The 20,281-nt window shown below is 47.4% G+C and carries 20 protein-coding genes, 1 tRNA gene, 1 other RNA gene and 1 other annotated feature; of the genes, 17 read left to right on the top strand and 5 right to left on the bottom strand.

The features are described 5' to 3' along the window. Positions 1–531 precede the first annotated feature (531 nt). Together guaB and AB1K83_RS18100 are read left to right on the top strand one after the other, a co-directional pair. Positions 532–1,995, top strand: a complete 1,464-nt coding sequence (gene guaB / locus AB1K83_RS18105) for an inosine 5'-monophosphate dehydrogenase (protein ID WP_413059608.1) — start codon at positions 532–534, stop codon at positions 1,993–1,995. A gap of 262 nt (positions 1,996–2,257) precedes the next feature. Next, entirely contained in the window at positions 2,258–3,616 is a 1,359-nt protein-coding gene (locus AB1K83_RS18100) for a serine hydrolase (protein WP_413059607.1), read from the top strand. 22 nt (positions 3,617–3,638) lie between these two features. Here AB1K83_RS18100 and AB1K83_RS18095 read toward each other — a convergent pair whose 3' ends face one another. Further along, a complete protein-coding gene (locus AB1K83_RS18095; protein WP_413059606.1) occupies positions 3,639–5,060 on the bottom strand; it encodes a PLP-dependent aminotransferase family protein in 1,422 nt (473 codons plus the stop codon). Positions 5,061–5,164: 104 nt separating this feature from the next. On the opposite strand from AB1K83_RS18095, the gene pdxS reads away from it, so the two are divergent. From pdxS to serS, 3 genes are all read left to right on the top strand, one after another. Beyond that, the gene (gene pdxS, locus AB1K83_RS18090) at positions 5,165–6,010 is read left to right on the top strand and encodes a pyridoxal 5'-phosphate synthase subunit PdxS (protein WP_413059605.1); all 846 of its coding nucleotides are present in this window, start codon (positions 5,165–5,167) and stop codon (positions 6,008–6,010) included. 66 nt (positions 6,011–6,076) lie between these two features. Then, entirely contained in the window at positions 6,077–6,652 is a 576-nt protein-coding gene (locus tag AB1K83_RS18085; RefSeq protein ID WP_413059604.1) for an NUDIX hydrolase, read from the top strand. Positions 6,653–6,705: 53 nt separating this feature from the next. Then, positions 6,706–6,915, top strand: a binding site (T-box leader). A 68-nt stretch (positions 6,916–6,983) separates the two neighbouring features. Next, positions 6,984–8,258 (top strand): serine--tRNA ligase, encoded by a 1,275-nt coding sequence (gene serS / locus AB1K83_RS18080; RefSeq protein WP_413059603.1) that lies wholly within the window; start codon positions 6,984–6,986, stop codon positions 8,256–8,258. Between the two features lie 21 nt (positions 8,259–8,279). Here the strand turns inward: serS and tadA are convergent, their stop codons facing one another. Then, positions 8,280–8,780, bottom strand: coding sequence for a tRNA adenosine(34) deaminase TadA (gene tadA / locus AB1K83_RS18075; RefSeq protein WP_413059602.1), 501 nt, complete (start codon positions 8,778–8,780; stop codon positions 8,280–8,282). A gap of 123 nt (positions 8,781–8,903) precedes the next feature. Here tadA and AB1K83_RS18070 point away from each other — a divergent pair, with 123 nt between their 5' ends. Then, entirely contained in the window at positions 8,904–9,542 is a 639-nt protein-coding gene (locus tag AB1K83_RS18070) for a deoxynucleoside kinase (RefSeq protein ID WP_413059601.1), read from the top strand. Next, complete coding sequence (locus tag AB1K83_RS18065) at positions 9,539–10,195, top strand: deoxynucleoside kinase (RefSeq protein ID WP_413059600.1); 657 nt, start codon at positions 9,539–9,541, stop codon at positions 10,193–10,195. Before AB1K83_RS18070 ends, AB1K83_RS18065 begins: the two co-directional genes overlap by 4 nt. Positions 10,196–10,291: 96 nt before the next feature. On the opposite strand, the gene AB1K83_RS18060 is transcribed toward AB1K83_RS18065, so the two are convergent. After that, on the bottom strand, positions 10,292–11,659 hold the full coding sequence (locus AB1K83_RS18060) for an aspartate kinase (RefSeq protein WP_413059599.1): 1,368 nt from the start codon (positions 11,657–11,659) through the stop codon (positions 10,292–10,294). A 158-nt stretch (positions 11,660–11,817) separates the two neighbouring features. Between AB1K83_RS18060 and AB1K83_RS18055 the strand changes: the two genes are divergently transcribed. Genes AB1K83_RS18055 through AB1K83_RS18040 form a run of 4 tightly spaced genes read left to right on the top strand, consistent with a single transcriptional unit; the run spans position 11,818 to position 15,661 of the window. Next, the gene (locus AB1K83_RS18055) at positions 11,818–13,113 is read left to right on the top strand and encodes a homoserine dehydrogenase (RefSeq protein ID WP_413059598.1); all 1,296 of its coding nucleotides are present in this window, start codon (positions 11,818–11,820) and stop codon (positions 13,111–13,113) included. Further along, positions 13,110–14,168 (top strand): threonine synthase, encoded by a 1,059-nt coding sequence (gene thrC, locus AB1K83_RS18050; protein ID WP_413059597.1) that lies wholly within the window; start codon positions 13,110–13,112, stop codon positions 14,166–14,168. The genes AB1K83_RS18055 and thrC overlap by 4 nt, the downstream gene beginning before the upstream one ends. Next, positions 14,168–15,061, top strand: coding sequence for a homoserine kinase (thrB, locus tag AB1K83_RS18045; RefSeq protein WP_413059596.1), 894 nt, complete (start codon positions 14,168–14,170; stop codon positions 15,059–15,061). Before thrC ends, thrB begins: the two co-directional genes overlap by 1 nt. Positions 15,062–15,115: 54 nt before the next feature. Continuing rightward, on the top strand, positions 15,116–15,661 hold the full coding sequence (locus AB1K83_RS18040; RefSeq protein ID WP_413059595.1) for a hypothetical protein: 546 nt from the start codon (positions 15,116–15,118) through the stop codon (positions 15,659–15,661). 353 nt (positions 15,662–16,014) lie between these two features. Here AB1K83_RS18040 and AB1K83_RS18035 read toward each other — a convergent pair. Both AB1K83_RS18035 and AB1K83_RS18030 read right to left on the bottom strand, forming a co-directional pair. Continuing rightward, positions 16,015–16,107, bottom strand: a tRNA-Ser gene (locus AB1K83_RS18035). A gap of 22 nt (positions 16,108–16,129) precedes the next feature. Continuing rightward, positions 16,130–16,357, bottom strand: a complete 228-nt coding sequence (locus AB1K83_RS18030) for a hypothetical protein (protein ID WP_413059594.1) — start codon at positions 16,355–16,357, stop codon at positions 16,130–16,132. A gap of 113 nt (positions 16,358–16,470) precedes the next feature. On the opposite strand from AB1K83_RS18030, the gene ffs reads away from it, so the two are divergent. The 6 genes from ffs to AB1K83_RS18000 all read left to right on the top strand — a co-directional run bounded on the left by ffs (position 16,471) and on the right by AB1K83_RS18000 (position 20,122). Beyond that, positions 16,471–16,737, top strand: an RNA gene (gene ffs, locus AB1K83_RS18025) — signal recognition particle sRNA large type. A gap of 127 nt (positions 16,738–16,864) precedes the next feature. Beyond that, on the top strand, positions 16,865–18,631 hold the full coding sequence (gene dnaX / locus AB1K83_RS18020; RefSeq protein WP_413059593.1) for a DNA polymerase III subunit gamma/tau: 1,767 nt from the start codon (positions 16,865–16,867) through the stop codon (positions 18,629–18,631). 18 nt (positions 18,632–18,649) lie between these two features. After that, complete coding sequence (locus AB1K83_RS18015) at positions 18,650–18,970, top strand: YbaB/EbfC family nucleoid-associated protein (protein WP_413059592.1); 321 nt, start codon at positions 18,650–18,652, stop codon at positions 18,968–18,970. A gap of 11 nt (positions 18,971–18,981) precedes the next feature. Then, a complete protein-coding gene (gene recR / locus AB1K83_RS18010) occupies positions 18,982–19,578 on the top strand; it encodes a recombination mediator RecR (protein ID WP_413059591.1) in 597 nt (198 codons plus the stop codon). Positions 19,579–19,590: 12 nt separating this feature from the next. Continuing rightward, positions 19,591–19,803: a YaaL family protein gene (locus tag AB1K83_RS18005; RefSeq protein WP_413059590.1), complete on the top strand. Its 213-nt coding sequence runs from the start codon at positions 19,591–19,593 to the stop codon at positions 19,801–19,803. Between the two features lie 55 nt (positions 19,804–19,858). Further along, positions 19,859–20,122 carry a pro-sigmaK processing inhibitor BofA family protein gene (locus AB1K83_RS18000; protein WP_413059589.1) on the top strand — a complete coding sequence of 88 codons (264 nt, stop codon included), beginning with the start codon at positions 19,859–19,861 and terminating at the stop codon, positions 20,120–20,122. Positions 20,123–20,281: the final 159 nt, after the last annotated feature.

Genomic DNA, 20,281 nt, shown 5'->3' with positions numbered 1-20,281 from the left:
GGGCTTCCCCCTGTGAGAGTAGGACGTCGCCAGGCGGACAGGTCATTCCCAATGGGGGATGGCTTTTTTTGTTGTTTAGTAAATTATAAAATGATGATCTTGGCACTTTTGTTATTACATTACTGAATTAAAAGCTTTTGAAAGAGGTTTTGTAATTCATTACAATGACCAGTCATTGGACGGAGATTCGGATTATAAACGTCCGCATGAAAATAGAGGAGCGCACAACCAGAGTAAAGATCAAAACATTGACAATTGCTTCGAATGAAAGCTGGGCCTTAATAGTTATAACTTTATTCTCAAATTCACTCAGGAAAATGACTAATGCAGGCACCTATTTTTCTAAGGGCAAAAGATAAAAATGTCTCTTCTTCTTCACCTTATAAATAACAGGATATCAGTAAATAGTATTCATCGAATAATAGGAATACTTTTTCTTCTCGTTGTCTCCTTGACAGCCTTAACGCCCGCTGATACCCTTTTAATAATATTCAACTGCAAATAAAAAAATCAATTGGAGGAATCGTGGAAATGTGGGAAACAAAATTTGCGCGTGAAGGGCTAACGTTCGATGATATGTTATTGGTGCCAGGGGCATCCGACGTTTTACCTAAAGACGTTTCACTTTCCGTGCACCTTACGGAAAAAATCAAATTAGGTATTCCGTTAATCAGTGCGGGAATGGATACTGTAACGGAATTCAAAATGGCGATTGCGATGGCTCGACAAGGTGGACTAGGCATCATTCACAAAAACATGAGCATTGAAGAGCAGGCGGAGCAAGTCGTCACGGTGAAACGTTCTGAAAATGGGGTTATCACAAATCCTTTTTTCCTTACACCCGAACATCAAGTGTTCGATGCTGAACATTTAATGGGAAAATATCGCATTTCCGGCGTTCCGATTGTCAATACAATGGAAGAGAAGAAATTTGTCGGTATCCTAACCAACCGCGATCTTCGATTCATCCAAGATTATTCCATGCAGATCGATGATGTCATGACAAAAGAGAATTTAGTGACGGCTCCTATCGGTACGACACTTGAGGATGCGGAAAAGATTTTGCAAAAATACAAAATTGAAAAGCTTCCAATTGTAGATGACAATGGCATCCTGGCTGGATTAATTACCATTAAGGATATTGAGAAAGTGATTGAATTCCCGAATGCCGCGAAAGATAAACAAGGCCGGCTTCTTGTTGGAGCAGCGGTTGGTGTTACTTCCGATACGATGGTACGTGTCGATAAGCTGGTCGAGGCGGAAGTCGATGCAATCGTCATCGATACGGCACATGGTCATTCCAAAGGAGTTCTGGACACAGTTGCTCAAATCCGGGAGAAATATCCGGAGCTTGATATTATTGCTGGAAACATTGCAACCGCAGAAGGAGCACGTGCTCTTTATGAAGCGGGGGCAGACGTTGTCAAAGTCGGTATCGGGCCAGGATCCATCTGTACAACACGTGTCGTGGCTGGCGTTGGCGTTCCTCAAATCACGGCTGTCTATGAATGTGCTACAGAGGCGAGAAAACAAGGTAAGACAATCATTGCGGACGGTGGAATTAAATACTCCGGGGATATCGTGAAAGCTTTGGCAGCCGGAGGACATGCCGTCATGTTGGGAAGCTTGCTTGCGGGAACGACAGAAAGCCCGGGAGAAACAGAAATCTTCCAAGGTCGTCGTTTCAAAGTGTATCGGGGCATGGGATCTGTCGCTGCAATGGAACGCGGTTCGAAAGATCGTTACTTCCAAGACGATGCAAAGAAATTGGTTCCGGAGGGAATTGAAGGGCGCATGCCATACAAAGGACCACTGGCAGATACGGTCCATCAATTGGTCGGCGGCGTCCGTGCCGGAATGGGCTATTGCGGTACACAGGATTTGGAGGCCCTCCGTGAAAACGCACAGTTTATCCGGATGACAGGTGCCGGTTTGCGTGAAAGCCATCCGCACCAAGTTCAGATTACGAAAGAAGCACCGAACTATTCCATGTAAAATGTAAATAAAATCAGTTAAAGGAACTTCAGCACCTTTCCTGCGTCTTTATATGAGCGGAAAGGTGTTTTTATCTTTATTCAGCAAAATGCCTGCTGAAAAAAGATAAAGCCTCCGGCGGATGTCACAGATTTTGAAAGGAATCAATCGAGCAAGCTCGATCCAAAATCTGGACGCAATTACGCCGAGGCGTAATTGTTTTTATTTTGGTCCCCATGGAACAGCGGAGATATGGTAAACTGAGCTTTGGGGAATAGCCATAATGGAGGTAGACAGAGTGAAACGGGAAATGAGAAAATGGGTGGCCCTTTTGTTAATGCCACTCGTATTGTTGATGTCGCTTGGCACGGTTCCGGCATCCGCCCAATCGACACTAGGCATCCATGTAGATGGAGCTATTTTAATCGATGCGGATAGTGGAAAAATTCTATATGAAGAAAATGCGGATACTCCACTTGGCATTGCCAGTATGACAAAAATGATGACGGAATACCTTCTGTTTGAAGCAATTGAGGAAGGTAAGATTTCATGGGATCAAGAATACAAAGTCAATGAATATACATATACTGTTTCGCAAGATCGCGCGCTCAGTAATGTGCCGCTTCGTCGCGACGGGACTTATACGATCCAGGAACTATACGAGGCGTTGGCCATCTATTCGGCAAATGCCGCCACGATTGCCATTGCAGAAACGATTGCAGGAACCGAGACGGAATTTATTAAAATGATGGACGCCAAAGCGAAAGAACTCGGCTTGGAAGATTATAAATTCGTCAATTCAACAGGCTTGAATAATGCCAATCTGCATGGGATGCATCCGCAAGGGACAGGTCCGCAGGATGAAAACGTCATGCCTGCCAAATCAGTGGCCAAGCTGGCGTACCGTTTGTTGAAAGATTACCCGGAAGTCTTGGAAACGACGCAAGTGAAGACGAAATTATTCCGTGAAGGCACAACGGATGAAATCAAAATGGATAACTGGAACTTCATGCTTCCAGGTTTTGTTTATGAATATGAAGGCGTGGACGGGCTGAAGACTGGAACGACTGAATTTGCAGGTCATTGCTTTACAGGAACGGCTCAAAGGGACGGCAAGCGGCTCATTGCGGTCGTCATGAAAGCGGTCGATGCGAAAGGCGTCGGTTCCTACAAAGCACGTTTTGACGCAACACGGGCGCTATTCGATTACGGATTCTCACAATTCTCCGAAGTGGAATTTGTCCCGGCCGGTTATCAGTTTGAAGATCAAAAAACGATTGATGTCATCAAAGGTAAAGAGAAAAGTGCATCAATCGCTGTGAAAGAACCAATTCGCATGCTTGTAAAAACGAGTGAAAAAGACTTATATACGCCAGAGTTGGTATTGGATGAGAAAAAATTACAAGACGGGACATTGCAGGCACCGGTCGAAAAAGACACGGTTGTAGGCCATGTCAAGCTTGTGAAGACCGAAGGAACCGACTATGGATATATTGATTCGGACAATCCCGGTTCGGAAGTCGTCGTGACAGACACGGTGGAAAAAGCCGGTTGGTTCTCCTTGATGATGAGTGCAATTGGTGACTTCTTTGCAAGTGTGTGGAAGAGCGCGACTGGTTTTGTGAAGGGTTTATTCAAATAATAAGAAGCGATGGAACCTCCTCTTAACGGGAGGAGATCCCATCGCTTTTTTGTATGTTCCAAGCGTCCATGAGCTTCTCTACGGCTGTTTTGATTTCATCTAGGACAAGGCCTCCGAATCCAAGTAGAAACTGTGGTGGACCGTTTACGGGTATTTTCCGGTAGCTGCTCAATCCATAAACTCGGATGCCTGCTTGGCTTGCAGTTTCCGTCAGTGCTTTTTCAGTGGACTCGGCGTGAATTGTAATGATGATGTGCATGCCTGCTTCATCGCCGGAGTAGGTCACCTTAGGCGCATAAGGAAGAAGCGCGTCCGTCAGCATTTGCAATTTCTTACGATAGATTTTGCGCATACGGTTCAAGTGGCGGGAGAAATATCCGTCTGCCATGAAGCGCGAGAGCAGGTGTTGGTCGAGTCGCGGCACCGTCGAAGAGTAATGGATGAACGCTTCTTCATATCGATTGAGCAGTGCGGGGGGCAGGACCATATATGCAATACGCAATGAAGGCATGAGCGATTTGGAGAACGTGCTTAAGTAAATGACGTTGCCTCCCTTATCCATGCCGTGGAGCGACGGGATCGGCCGGCCAGTGTATCGAAACTCGCTGTCATAATCGTCTTCTATGATGAAGTTTTCTTCCCGTGATGCAGCCCAGTTCAGTAAAGCCGTCCTGCGCGCCGCAGAAAGGACTGCACCGGTCGGGAATTGGTGAGAAGGGGTGACATAGGCTATGGTCGCTTCCGATCGTTGTAGAGCCCGTACATCCATCCCTTCTTCATCCACCGCAATAGGAATCGCTTCCCGGTTGTTATGGATAAACACATGGTGTGTCAACGGGTAGCCGGGATCTTCGATGGCATAGACCGCTTCTTTCCCCAATATCCGGATGACGAGGGGCATAAGCTGTTCAGTCCCTGATCCGACAATTATCTGCTCCGGCGTACACTCGACGCCACGAGAATGATAGAGATAACGTGCGATTTCACTGCGCAACTCTAGATCACCATGGGGGTGTCCGAGCAGGAGAAGGTGCTCCGAGTTATGATCCATAATATCTCTGGCGTATTTTCTCCAGTGCCCAAATGGGAATGATCCGGTATCAATCTTACCCGGTGAAAAATCAATCGTTATCTTATCTTGTTCCGGATAGGTGGATCGATATTTCAATTTGGCCGGCTGGACATAGGCCAATTCCTCGATCGCCTGCACAAAATATCCTTTACGTGGCTTGGAGGAAATGAACCCTTCTGCCGCGAGTTGTCCGTAGGCAAGTTCAATTGTCGTCTGACTGACTTGGAGAAATTCTCCAAGCTGCCGCTTGGACGGCAACTTCATCCCGACCGGCAACTTCCCTTCTGTAATATCCCCCTGGATTTGATTGTAAATCTGCTCGTATAACGGCACTTCCAAAGTCTTATCAAGTTGAATGAATAACATCTCCATCCGAACCCCTCCTATCTGACCCTTTTATTTTGTCTCAAACTGATTATTTCATTCGGGTCACATTCCATTATACTGAACAATAAGAAAAGGAGGAAGGAAAAAACATGAATTTTCAATACGGCGGCGTCATTATGGACGTTATTAATGCAGAACAAGCGAAAGTGGCGGAAGCGGCAGGAGCAATTGCAGTCATGGCATTGGAGCGCGTCCCTTCGGACATTCGCAAGGCGGGCGGCGTGGCACGGATGGCCGATCCACGCATCATCGAAGAAGTGAAAAATGCGGTATCAATCCCAGTCATGGCAAAAGCGCGGATCGGTCATATCTCCGAAGCGCGCGTCTTGGAAGCATTGGGTGTTGACTACATAGATGAAAGTGAAGTGCTCACGCCGGCGGATGAAGAGTTCCACTTGTTGAAAAGTGAATTTTCCGTACCGTTCGTTTGTGGGGCACGGGATTTGGGAGAAGCGGCACGCCGATTGGGCGAAGGGGCGAAGATGCTGCGGACGAAAGGGGAACCGGGAACAGGCAACATCGTGGAAGCGGTGCGTCATTTGCGTAAAGTGCATGCTCAAGTCAATAAGATCGTCCACATGAATGAAGATGAAATTATGACAGAGGCACGCGATTGGGGTGCCCCTTATGAAGTGTTGCTGACGATCAAGAAACATGGCCGCTTGCCGGTTACGAATTATGCAGCGGGTGGTGTTGCGACTCCAGCGGACGCGGCACTCATGATGGAACTCGGAGCAGATGGCGTATTCGTCGGATCGGGCATCTTCAAATCGGATAACCCTGAAAAATTTGCGCGCGCCATTGTACAGGCAACGCAAAACTTTAAGGACTACGCTTTGATCGGCGAGCTTTCCAAAGACATCGGCAATCCGATGAAAGGTTTGGAAATTAGCAAGCTCCAATTGGAAGAACGCATGTCAGAACGCGGTAGGTAATCATCATTTACGGAGCGGAAGAGCAATCTTCCGCTTTTGTTGTATACTCGATTAGAGGTGAATGGAATGGAACTGCTGAAAGTGTTTGACTCGCAATATACCTATATGAAAAATGAAAACCGGGATACGGTTCACACCAAAGGATATTGGCATGAGACTTTCCATTGTTGGATTTTGGATGAGCAGTTCGTTTATATCCAAAAAAGGAGCGCCCAGAAGAAAGACTTCCCAGGATGCTTCGATATTTCGGCTGCCGGCCATTTGCTTGCCCATGAGAGTGTTGCCGATGGACTCCGGGAAGTGGAGGAGGAGTTGGGACTGCGCGTGGATCTTAGCCGATTGCAATGTAAAGGCGTCATCCGTGACGTGATAGAAATCGGGGAGTTTCTCGACCGGGAATTTGCCAATATCTATTTGTATCATTCTTCGTTTTCAGCATCCGATTTTTCATTGCAACCGGGAGAAGTCGATAGCATCCACACGGTCGAGCGGGAAACGTTGGCTCAACTGTTTGTAGGAGAGCGGAATCAGGTAACGGCTGTTTCCCTTGTCGATGGCTCTTCCGATGAAATCCAACTGACCGATTTTGTCCCCCATGAAAAGGGGTATTTTGAGAGAATTGGCGAGCTGTTGAAAATATGAGGTCATTTCTTGCTAAAATGTAGCCTATATAGTATGGTAAAGATAATTTCAAACATGAGACGATGATGGGAAGCAGTAGCAAATCTGTTCTTTTCAAGAGAGTCGGCGGTTGGTGCGAGCCGATAATGACAGTTGTGAATCCGTCCCTGAGTAGCCGGGCTGAACGAAAGTAGGCTCGTGCCGGTACTTGACCGTTATTCAATGAAGTGGATTGGTTTATCCAATCAATTTGGGTGGCAACGCGGGAAGCTCTCGTCCCTTTTCCAAGGGAATGATGGGCTTTTTTTGTTGCTCTTTTTCATTATCGTCAATTATGAGGGAGGAATTATTCATGTTAGATATTAAAAAAATCCGGGCCGATTTCGATGGAGTGAAAGAAAAGCTTTCGAAGCGTGGAGAAGATCTGACGGATTTCGATAAATTCGGGGGTCTTGATGAAAAACGGCGTGAATTGATTGCCAAAGTGGAAGTGCTGAAAGCGGAGCGCAACGAAGTGTCGCAGCAAGTGGCCACAATGAAGCGCAATAAGGAAAATGCGGATGACGTCATTGCCCGTATGCGTGAAGTCGGGGAAGAGATCAAACGGTTGGATGAGGAATTGAGTCAGGTCGAAGAAGATCTGAACTACGTCATGATGCGTATTCCGAACATTCCGCATGACAGTGTGCCGGTTGGGGATAGCGAAGATGACAATGTGGAAGTCCGGGCATGGGGAGAGAAACCGGAGTTCACTTTCGAACCGAAACCGCATTGGGAAATCGGTACCGATTTAAATCTTTTGGATTTTGAACGGGCGGCGAAAGTGACGGGAAGTCGGTTTGTCTTTTACCGGGGCCTTGGTGCGCGGCTGGAACGGGCGTTGATCAACTTCATGTTGGATCTTCATATCGAGGAGCATGGGTACGAGGAAATGCTACCGCCTTATTTGGTGAATCGGACCAGTTTGACCGGAACCGGCCAGCTGCCGAAATTTGAAGAAGATGCTTTCCTGATTGAGGAGGAAGATTATTTTCTGATCCCGACTTCGGAAGTACCTGTGACTAATTTTTATCGGGAAGAGATTTTGGATGGATCCCAGCTGCCGGCTGCATTTGCGGCGTACAGCACCAATTTCCGTTCTGAAGCGGGATCGGCGGGCCGCGACACACGTGGTTTGATTCGTCAGCATCAGTTCAACAAAGTGGAGCTCGTCCGCTTCGTGAAGCCGGAAGATTCTTATGACGAGCTTGAAAAGCTGACAGGCCACGCGGAGAAAGTGCTTCAATTGCTGAAATTGCCATACCGCGTCTTGAAAATGTGTACAGCGGATCTTGGTTTCACTGCCGCCAAGAAATATGACATTGAAGTATGGATTCCGACACAGAACACGTATCGTGAAATCTCTTCTTGTTCCAATTTTGAAGAGTTCCAAGCTCGCCGGGCCCAAATCCGGTTCCGCCGTGAAGCGGGTGCGAAGCCGGAATATGTCCATACATTGAATGGAAGTGGACTGGCAATCGGTCGTACCGTAGCGGCCATTTTGGAGAATTATCAGCAAGAAGACGGTTCCGTGATCATTCCGGAAGTCCTTCGTCCATACATGGGCGGTAAAGAAGTCATTAAGTAAATAGCGAAGGCTGCATCCCGATCATTCGATTTCGGATGCAGCCTTTTTTTGTCGTTTTTTCCGTTCCCGGATTGCTTTGAAAAATGCGGATAGCATCTCCCCGCATTCTTCGGCCAAGACGCCTTCGGTCACATCGCATTCATGGTTGAATCTCGGGTCGTTCAGCAATCTATATAACGAATCCACGCAACCACCTTTCGGATCGCGCGCTCCATAGACGACGCGGGGAATTCTGGATTGCAAAATGGCGCCTGCACACATTGGGCACGGCTCTAGTGTGACATAGAGGGTGGTCTGTTCCAACCGCCAACTACCAAGCTTTTGGCAAGCTTCCTGGATAGCGGATAATTCTGCATGTGTGACGGCATTTTGAGACGTTTCCCGCAAATTATGAGCCTGGGCGATGACGTTTCCATCATGTATGATCACCGCACCAATCGGCACTTCCCCTAGCTTTTTCGCTTTTTTTGCTTCTTCGATTGCCAATCGCATGAACGATCGGTCCGTTTCGAATACATCCATGTGCATCGCTCCTTGTTTCTCATTTTAGCATGGAATTTCAAAATAACGTCTAAATTGTTCCACGTGGAAAAATCCTTGGATATGATAGAATGAGGAACATGGAATTTGAAAGGTGGACTTCTGATGGCAATACCCTTCATAGCGGTCGAGGGCCCGATCGGTGTCGGTAAGACGTCGCTCGCCAAGGCGATTGCAGAAACATGGAATTACAAGTCTTTGCAGGAAATCGTCTATGAGAATCCGTTTTTGGATAAATTTTATGGGAACATGGAGGAATGGAGTTTCCAGACGGAAATGTTCTTCCTTTGTAACCGATACAAACAACTCAATGACATTAAACAAGGGATACTGGTTGATCCCCAACCTGTTGTCTCTGATTATCATATATTTAAAAATTTGATATTCGCCAAACGGACGTTGTCTGCGGAGGAGTATCGGAAATATGAAGGCATTTATGCCATCTTGACAAAAGATATGCCAGAGCCGAATATCATCATTTATTTACATGCCAGCTTGGATAAACTGATGGAACGGATCGCCAAACGTGGCCGGGAATTTGAGAAAAACATAGATATCGTCTACTTGCAACAGTTGGCCGATGACTATGAAGTCTTTATGAATGAGTTTGAACGTGCTCATCCCACCATTCCCGTCTTTCGATTTGACGGAGATATCATCGACTTTGTGAATAATCGAACGGATCGGGAGAACATGTTGAAGGAGATTCAAGCTATACTTGGAAAAGGAGCTCTTCCGGAATGAAACTACGTGGCCAATATCACATCCCTCATAATGCAATCATTACCGTAGCAGGAACAGTCGGCGTTGGAAAGTCGACGATGGTCCAGGCTCTTGCCGAGGCATTGGATTTCAGAACTTCATATGAAAAAGTGGATCAGAATCCGTATCTAGGTCGCTTTTACGAGGATTTTGAGAAATGGAGCTTCCACTTGCAAATTTACTTCTTAGCGGAGCGGTTCAAGGAACAGAAGCGGATGTTTGAATACGGCGGCGGCTTCGTCCAAGATCGGTCGATATACGAAGACACAGGAATTTTTGCGAAGATGCACATGGAAAACGGAACGATGAATCCAGTCGATTATGCGACCTACACGAGCTTGTTCGAAGCGATGGTGATGACCCCATATTTCACGCATCCTGATCTGCTCATTTATTTGGAAGGTCCATTGGATGTCATTTTGGAGCGCATCCGGGAAAGGGGACGGCCAATGGAACAGCAGACCCCGATTTCCTATTGGGAAGAGATGTATGGCAGATACACGGAGTGGATGGAGTCATTTAATGCTTGTCCTGTGCTCCGCATCAATGTCAGCAACTACGATTTGCTCGAAAAACCCGAGGAGATAGAGATGATTGTAGAGCGGATCGGTTCGATTATGGAACATGTCAGATGAAAAGAATAGATTGGTTGCTTAACGAAGCGAACGAGCCAATAAAAGAAAAAAGGGTTGTCCTCCATGTCGTAATTGACGGAGGACAACCTTTTTAGATTATGAGCAGACTTTGATATTGGAAAAGAACTCTTTGTACAGCTCTTTTAGGATGACGGTTTCATCTTCATTCATGACGCCGAAGACCAAGCTCACTTCCGAAGATCCTTGATTGATCATTTGGATGCTCGCACCTGTACGAGCGATAGCCGCTGCAGCGCGTGCGGCCAAACCTGTTGTGTCGCGCATTCCTTCTCCGACAAGAACGATCATGGAGTAATCATGATTGAAATGAACATCATCCGCTTTCAATTCGTCTTTGATCCGTTCCATGATGCGCTGTTCTTTTTCCGGTGTCAGGAAGCGGCTGCGAATGATAACAGACAAGTTGTCAATGCCGGAAGGCGTATGTTCAAACGGGATTTCTTCTTCTTCCAGGATTTGAAGAAGGCGCCGTCCGAACCCGATTTCCAAGTTCATCAGGAATTTATCGACGAATAGTGTGGTGAAGCCGTCGTCTGCAGCAATTCCGATGACTTGCTGGGACGAATGGTCTCGCTCTTTCACAATCAATGTTCCAGGTGCACTCGGGTTGTTTGTGTTTTTAATGCAAACCGGAATCGAGCGGCGGAATGCCGGAATTAATGCCTCATCATGGAAGACGGAGAAGCCAGCATATGCCAATTCGCGCATTTCCCGATACGTCATTTTGCTAATGGCCGCCGGATTGTCCACGACCCGTGGGTTTGCAGCGAAGACCGAATCGACATCTGTGAAGTTTTCGTAGAGTTCTGCGTCAGTAGCAGCAGCAAGCAGCGAGCCTGTAATGTCCGAGCCGCCTCTATTGAACGTCCGCAATGTTCCGTCTTCCGTGAAACCGAAAAATCCTGGGAACACGATGATGCCTGGTAGGTCTCTCAGTTTCGCTAATTGCGCATCCCCTTCCGGCAAGGCCTGAACCCGTGCCGGACGTTGATTGACAAGAAGGCCAGCGTCTTTTGGAGAAATATATTGAGCTTCCATGCCGATGGAGGAGAAATACTCGGCAATCATTTTTGCGTTATTGTCTTCCCCAGCAGCTTTTAATGTATCTGTAAAGAGGGTTGTGTCGTTTTTATCGCCTTCCAAACGTTCTTTCAAATCGTTTTCGATGACTTGTACGATTTCATTTGATAGATTGAGCCCCTCGGCAATTTGGCGATACCGCTCCACAACTTCCCCTAGTTGTGCTGTTGTATCTTTTCCATCCAATGCTGCTTCAGCTAAGCGGATCAGCAGGTCGGTTACCTTCGTATCATCATCAGAGCGTTTACCAGGAGCGGAAACGACGACGATTTTACGCGCTGGATCGGATAGGACGATATCCGCCACTTTTTTGATCTGATCTGCTGTAGCAACCGATGTTCCGCCAAATTTACATACTTTCATTTTTTCACCAATTCCTATCTTTATAAAGTTATCCATTGGATGTGTTATTTGATTATAACAAAAACGGGGTTGTTATTCCCGCTGTTTTTCACTATAATGTCCTTATGCAATGAACATGTGTTTTTTCATAGTGTACATATAGATAGGAGAATCGTCAAATGAAAAATGAAATTAATATTGGATTACTAGGGTTCGGAGTAGTCGGCAGCGGCGTTGCTCAAATTCTGGACAATCACCAAGAAGATTTGCAACATAAACTTGGTGTTCCGGTATCCATTAAGAAAGTATTGGTGAAGAACCTTTATAAAGAAAGAGATTGTGATCTTCCGGCAGAAGTGTTCACAACCGATCTTAATGAGATTCTTGGCGATTCCTCCATTGACTTAATTGTGGAAGTCATTGGCGGCACTACGGAAGCGAGAGAGGCGATTGAAAAATCCTTGAATGCCGGCAAGGGCGTCGTTACGGCAAATAAAGACGTCATGGCCGAATATGGACTTGACCTTTTGCAACTGGCGGATGAAAATAAATGTGACCTCTTTTTTGAAGCGAGTGTAGGAGGCGGAATCCCATTGATCCGCACCTTGGAAGATGGATTGGCATCGGATCGGATTAGTGCGTTGACAGGAATTGTCAACGGAACGACAAATTTCATTCTGACGAAAATGAAACACGACAACATGTCTTATGAGGATGCGTTGGCGGAAGCGACAGAACTAGGCTTTGCCGAAGCCGATCCATCCGCAGACGTCGATGGCATCGACGCAGCTCGGAAGATGGTCATTTTGGCATCTCTCGCATTCTCTACAGAAGTCCGTTTGGACGATGTATTTGTCAGAGGATTGCGGGAAATCCAGGACGGCGATTTGGAATTGGCAGCCCAGTTCGGCTATACGTTGAAACTTGCCGGTTCCGCCAAAAAGAATTGCGATGGAATTGAAGTCGCTGTAGAGCCTGTCCTTGTGCCGGACTCCCATCCATTGGCGTCGGTGAACAATGAGTTCAATGCCGTCTATGTATATGGAGAAGCGGTCGGGGAGACGATGTTCTACGGACCGGGCGCAGGTTCCCTGCCAACTGCCACGTCCGTCACAGCGGATATTGTCGCGGCTTGCCGCAATCTGTTGATGGGAGTGAACGGAAGACGGATCCATTCGCCACAGCATGAGCGCCATGTAAAAACAGATGATCGAAAATTTGCACGTTACTTCCACCGGATCCGGGTGAAGGACGAAGTGGGTGTGCTGACCAAATTAACAGCCATCTATAGCAGATACGGGGCTAGCCTGGCGACTGTCATCCAGGATTCGGACAATGGTATTGAAGCAGATCTGATTTTCATTACCCATCAGATTTCGCGCCAGCAGCATTTGGATATTATGAATGAATTAAATGAAACACCTGAAGTGATCAATGTCTTGAGTCACTACCGGGTGGAGGGGGAATCACGATGAAAAGATGGAACGGTTTGATCGAAGAGTATAAAGAATTTTTGCCGGTCACGGAAGATACGCCGGCGTTGACGCTACAAGAAGGGAATACACCCCTCATCCATATGAAAACTCTGTCCGAACAATGGGGCATTGACTTATATGTGAAAACAGAAGGAACGAATCCGACAGGTTCCTTTAAAGACCGCGGTATGGTCATGGCGGTTGCGAAAGCGAAAGAAGAAGGCAAAAAGATCCTCATTTGTGCATCGACCGGGAACACATCAGCATCTGCTGCCGCTTATGGTGCTCGGGCTGGGATGCGCACAATCGTCGTCATTCCGGAAGGCCGCATTGCACTCGGTAAGCTGGCTCAAGCGAGGATGTACGGCGCAGAAATTCTGCAGATTGAAGGGAATTTCGATGAGGCGCTGCGCATGGTGCGCGAAGCGGGCGAAGGGGACATTGCACTGGTCAACTCGGTCAACCCTCACCGTCTGGAAGGGCAAAAAACGATTGCCTTTGAAACGATCGATCAACTTGGGAAAGTACCGGATATTTTCGCGCTTCCTGTCGGGAATGCGGGTAATATTTCGGCTGCTTGGAAAGGGTTCAAGGAGTATGCGGATAAAAAAGGGACCGATCTTCCTGAACTGTTAGGCGTACAGGCAGACGGTGCTGCCCCGATCGTCTATGACCGTGTGTTTGAAAATCCGGAAACAGTCGCAACGGCAATCCGGATCGGCAACCCAGCGAGCTGGCAGCTGGCGAAGAATGCACTCGCCGAGTCGAAAGGGAACATCTTGGCCGTCACGGATGAAGAAATCTTGGAAGCATACCGCTTGATTTCTTCCACGGAAGGAGTATTCGCAGAACCGGGCTCCTGCGCATCGATTGCCGGAGTGAAGAAACAAGTCGAAAGTGGATTGTTGAAAAAAGGATCGACTGTCGTTGCTATCCTGACAGGAAACGGTTTGAAAGACCCGGATACGGCAATCGAAGTGAACAAGGACGAGCCGTTCTTGTCGCGTGAACAGTTCGATCAAATCCTTAGTGAGTTGAAAGAAGGCGCAAACTGATGAAGGAGGCCAATTTTTCAGTCGTCGTCCCCGCGACTACGGCAAATCTTGGCCCGGGGTTCGACAGCATCGGGCTTGCTCTTGCTTTATATATGACAGTCGATGTGGAGCCTTCTGAAACATGGGGCGTCCACTATGACGGCGATGAATATGGAAATCTTCCAACCGGAGAAAACAATTTGATTGTCCAGACGATCCAAGAAGTGGCGGCACGGTACGATAAGCAAGTTTCACCGCACAGCCTCTGGGTCCATTCCGATATTCCATTGGGGAAAGGTCTCGGGAGCAGTGCAACTGCCATTGCGGCAGGTATTGAAATTGCGAATCAGCTTGCTGGGCTGGAGTTGCCGCCAGTGGAAAAGGTACGGATCGGCAGCGAGTTGGAGGGGCATGCGGATAATGTCTCGGCAGCACTCCTCGGCGGCGTGACCATTTCCTATTATGTCGGGGACTCAATCGATATCGTCCATATCCGGGAACCGGAAATGGGGGCTGTCATTCTAGTTCCGCCGGAAGCATTGCGAACAGAAGAATCCCGTGGACTTCTCCCGGGGCAGCTGCCGCATGCGGAAGCGACGTTAGGGAGCGCGGCAAGCAGCGTCATGGCAGCAGCCATTGCCCGGGATGACTGGGAGACCGCCGGCAAGATGATGGAGCAGGATATTTTCCATGAACCATACCGGAAGCATCTGTTTCCCGATTTTGAAGAAATCCGTTCGGCTGCCAAACAATTCGGCGCGTACGGCATGACGATCAGTGGGGCAGGTCCTTCGATATTCGTCGCAGTGAAACTGGGTGAAGAAGCCAAAATTGCAGAACAACTGATGGAAAAGTTCCCGTACTATAAAGGTTTGGCCGTACAGCCGTCCAGTGACGGTGCGGTCGTGAGATGAAAGAGGCAGCGAAGGCTGCCTCTTTTGTTATTATGAAGCAAACGGGGGTTTCTTGTGAAAAAAGCATGGGTAATTTTAGTGGTGGCACTAATCGGTTTTGGCATATACGCTGTCGGTTATTTCAGTACTTATCATATTAAGGGTAATGAAGCGGCAGCAGAGGAATTCCTGATTGAGTTTGATAAGAAGAAAAGCGGGATGGGTGTCTCGGAAACGATCGACTGGTTGCAGCTGGGCGGATCAAATTCCTGGCTGTCTCGGGTCTTATTTCAAGATGGAGTCTATGGCTATGCCCATTTTGTAAAAGGATGGAACGGGAAGATGAAATTCATCAGCTTAGGAACGACACCACATATTTCATACAGGGAATTCGAGACGGATGAAGGATTGTATGGAGTTGTGTTCGGACGCAATGATAATCGGTCGATTGACCATATCAACGTAAAGACCGGAGGGGAAACCCCCTATGAATTTGTCGTAGAAGTCAAAAATCAGGAGAATTTCATGGTCAGTGAGAAGTTGCCCGATGGCATACAAGGTACATTGCCGGCAGAATTCGAGGTAGTCGATAAGGAAGGGAACGTCATGGAAGCGGGATGATTGCTTTGCTGAGGGTATATGCCCGAAAGGCATTGTAGCGAAAATCCATGCCTTGGCGTGATTGATTGGATTTTTTCGAGCGAAGATGGATAGGCTCGAAAAGCTCCCTTATAAATCCGTGACATCCGCCGGCCGGCAAAAACGCCACGTCCTGAAAGTACCTTAATTTCTGCAAAGGACGCAGAAATCAAGGCAAACCGAATCCTTCGCTGTTCGATTGGCACTAGTACGTCCTGTACGTCAGAGGCTTTTATCTTTGTTCAGCGGGAGTTTGAACACCCGCTGAACAAAGATAAAAAAACCGTTACGATGACGTAACGGTTTTACAAGGATTATGTATAAGTAAAGAAAAATGGCGGAGGAAGAGGGATTCGAACCCCCGCGGGCTTTAACACCCCTGTCGGTTTTCAAGACCGATCCCTTCAGCCAGGCTTGGGTATTCCTCCGTGTCGGACAAAGAATAATGTATCACGGTTTTTCATTAACGTCAACATTCTTTTTCTGCTTCCGGTTGAAACGGTATAGCCAGCCGGAGTACAGGATCCATACTCCAAATTGTAGAATGACAACCGGCAGGGGGCGATACTGCCCTGTAAAGACGATGAGGAGGGGCGTCCAAATGAGAACGGGGAGCATGACAATTGCGACCCACATACGGATTTTTGGATTACGGAAGCTTAATTCAAACTCGGGCAAGTGGACTCCCTCCTTTTTCCATAGCGTAACACAGAAGAATACTATGTGGCACGGGAGCCTATACGCAAATAAACGTTTGCATTTCGACCGAAAAAACGGTATACTAGTAGATGCCGTGCTAGGTGGGAAGGTAGCGGTGTCCTGTAACTTGCAATCCGCTCTAGCAAGACTGAATTCCTTCTCGAGGCTGCATGTATTGTAGGGTCTGCCTCTTGCACGTAGTGTTGACGTTTGGGTCCTGCGCAATGGGAACCCATGAACCATGTCAGGTCCGGAAGGAAGCAGCATTAAGTGGAACCTCTCATGTGCCGCAGGGTCGCCTAGACCGAGCTGTCGACAGGAGTAACGCTTATGTGCTGCAGTCGAAGGAAGGTGCACGGCTTTAACTAATCAATTCACTCGTCCGTTTTTGCGGACGGGTTTTTTATTGCTTACGAAAGGTTTTTAAGTAAGTCATTATGCTATACTTAACCTATTACCGCATTGCGTCAAAAGGAGAGGGAACTGTTGGTGTACCAAGCTTTTTACCGTGTATACAGGCCTCAGTCATTCGCTGAGATGTCCGGGCAGCATCATGTGAAGCAAACCCTTCAGAATGCCCTTCTTCATAATAAAACGACCCACGCCTACCTGTTCTCTGGGCCGCGGGGGACAGGGAAGACGAGTGCCGCCAAAGTGTTTGCAAAGGCACTGAACTGTGAAAACGGACCGGCGAAAGAACCGTGTAATGACTGTCCAAGTTGCCGAAGCATTACGGATGGCTCCAATACCGACGTCATCGAATTTGACGCGGCGTCGAATTCCCGGGTGGAAGAGATGCGGGATATTATTGAGAAAGTTCGGTTCGCCCCGTCGAGTGCCCGCTTCAAAGTGTATATTATCGATGAGGTGCACATGCTTTCAAACTCGGCATTCAATGCGCTTTTGAAGACATTGGAAGAACCGCCTTCCCATGTTGTATTTATATTGGCGACAACCGAGCCCCATAAACTTCCATTGACGATCATTTCCAGATGTCAGCGTTTTGATTTCAAACCGATCACTTCCATTGAAATTATTGAACGGATGAAAACCGTGCTGGCTGATGCGGGAATCGAGTCGGATGACGGGGCCTTGAAAGTGATTGCCCAGGCCGCTTCGGGGGGCATGCGGGATGCGCTTAGCATGCTCGATCAAGTTGTCTCCTTTAGTGGCGATCGACTGACGGTCGAAGATGCCCTTCTCGTCACCGGGTCTATCGGGGAAGATATCTTCTATCAATTAGCAGAAGCACTTCTTGGAAGAGACGCAGGAACGGCCCTTTCCTTATTGGATCAATTGATCACGGAAGGAAAGGATGTCGCCCGGTTAGCCGAGGATTTGATCACATTTTTCCGTGACCTTCTTCTCCTTCGAACTGCCCCTGATTTGAAAGACTTGTTGGAATTAATAGCCGGGGATTCGCGCTTTGTGGAGCTGGCAAAGATATTTGACATGGATATCCTGTATGCATTCATCGATATTTTAGCGAAAACGCAGCAGGAAATGCGCTTTTCTAACCATGCGAAAGTGTACATCGAATCGGCGCTATTGAAAATGATCCATGTCAAGCATCAACCTGTTGTAGGCGGTGGGGCTAGCCATTCGGCAAGCGACCCGGCTTTGATGGAAAAGGTAGACATGTTGGAACGGACTGTTCAAGAATTACGTCAACAAATTGCAAACGGCAGCGGGGGGCAGCAACGTGCGGAAGAACGCCCTGCTCAGGTGCGAAAGAATGCGTCCAGGTCTTCCCAATCCTTCAAGATACCAGTCGGAAGAATCCATGAAGTGCTGAAAGCCGCAACGAAACAAGATATCGTAACCATTCGCCAAGAATGGGCCGGCATGATGCAGACGATGCAGAAATCGCATGCAGCTCTTCTGGAGGAAACAGAACCGGTTGCAGCATCCGAGAGTGCTTTTGTGCTAAAATTCAAGTATGAAATCCATTGCCTGATGGCGTCGGAAAATCCATCGCTTCGATCAGGCTTATCTGAGGCGCTTCGTTCACGAACGGGAAAGCCATATGAAGTGGTCTACGTCCCGGAAGAGGGCTGGTTGAAAGTAAGAGAAGATTTCATCCGAACGAACGGCCTTGGTAAGCAGCAAGCCCCGTCTTCTTCCGAGGAGGAACCGGTTGAAGAGGAATTGCTGTCATTTGTCAAAGAGGCGGAACAAGAAAATGCCGACCCGCTTGTTACGGAAGCGGTTAAAATGTTCGGCGAAGATTTCGTTCAAGTTTATGATGATTAACACAAAGGAGGAATTGAAATGCGTGGTATGGGCAATATGCAAGGCATGATGAAACAAATGCAGAAGATGCAAAAGAAAATGGCGGAAGCACAAGAAAAGTTAGGGGAAGAGCGTTTGGAAGGAGCAGCGGGGGGCGGAATGGTCAAAGTGATCGTATCCGGCCAGAAAGAGGTCGTTGAAGTGATCATCGATCCGTCCGTTGTCGATCCAGAAGATGTAGAAATGCTGCAAGATCTTGTCGTCATTGCAACAAACGAGGCAATGGCAAAAGCAGAAGAATTAGCGAACTCCACTATGGGTCAATTCACGAAAGGATTGAACCTTCCTGGAATGTTCTAGGAGGTAATAGGATGCACTATCCAGAACCGATTTCAAAACTGATTGATAGTTTTATGAAGTTGCCAGGCATCGGCCCGAAAACTGCGGGCCGGCTGGCATTTTTTGTGTTGGGAATGAAAGAAGACACTGTGTTGGATTTTGCTAAAGCGCTCGTGGATGCAAAACGGAATTTGCGCTTTTGCTCGGTATGCGGACATATTACGGACGTTGATCCGTGTCATATTTGCCAAGATTCACGACGGGACCGTTCGATGATTTGCGTCGTCCAAGATCCGAAAGACGTAATTGCCATGGAAAAAATGAGAGACTATAACGGCTTATACCACGTGTTACATGGAGCCATTTCCCCTATGGACGGAATCGGACCGGAAGATATTAATGTTCCTTCCCTATTAACTCGCCTGCAAGATGAAGAGGTGCAGGAATTGATACTGGCAACCAATCCTACTATTGAAGGGGAAGCGACCGCAATGTATATTTCCCGGCTTGTAAAGCCTTCCGGAATTACGACAACCCGGATCGCCCACGGGCTGCCGGTCGGAGGAGACTTGGAATATGCGGATGAAGTGACATTGTCAAAGGCACTGGAAGGTCGCCGGGAATTGTAAGGGGTGGCTTGGATGTTTGGCCGAAAGAGGAAATTGAAAAAAGAGTTCGATGAACAATTGCGTTCTCTCATGTTGGAGACGAAGGAAGAATGGGAAAACGCAAGGGAAATTGAGCGATATGTAAATGATTATGATCAAGAGATCATAGCTCACCGGAAAATAGCAGAGAGTAAACATTTCTATCTTTTCAAGGAAGCAAAAGTACGCCGACTGGGTAGAGACTGATATATCTGGATAGGGACGCATATACTGGACCAATCTTCGGAAAGGGGCGTTTCCCGTGAACGTTATCATTCTCGCGACTGTCGGCGTCGTACTTCTTCTACTATTAATGTTGGATAAAAAGCAAATTCAAAATGGGGCGGAACGGCTTTCGGTGTTTTGGTTCCGACTCGCGTTCGCTTTCTTACTATTGTTCGCCATGAATATCGCTGGTGGATTTATCGGGATTTATGTACCAGTAAATATCGCATCTGGACTGATATTAGCTATTTTAGGAATACCGGGATTCGTGTCCCTATGCACTTTAGCGGTATTTTTATAAAAGTAGAACGGCTACCGGTTAAATGCCAGGGGTAGCTGTTTTTCTTTTTCTGAAACGAAAAACGAAACAATTTTTAATTTAAGGGTTGCAATTTAAAAGACATCGGAGTATAGTAGTAAACGTTGCGCTTCACAAATAATGAAAACGACGAAAAAAGAA

Origin of the sequence: Sporosarcina sp. 179-K 3D1 HS, from assembly GCF_047228905.1 — a bacterium.
Lineage (GTDB): Bacteria > Bacillota > Bacilli > Bacillales_A > Planococcaceae > Sporosarcina.
The sequence above is the reverse complement of the archived record's forward strand: the minus strand, read 5'-3'. Positions and strand labels throughout refer to the sequence as shown.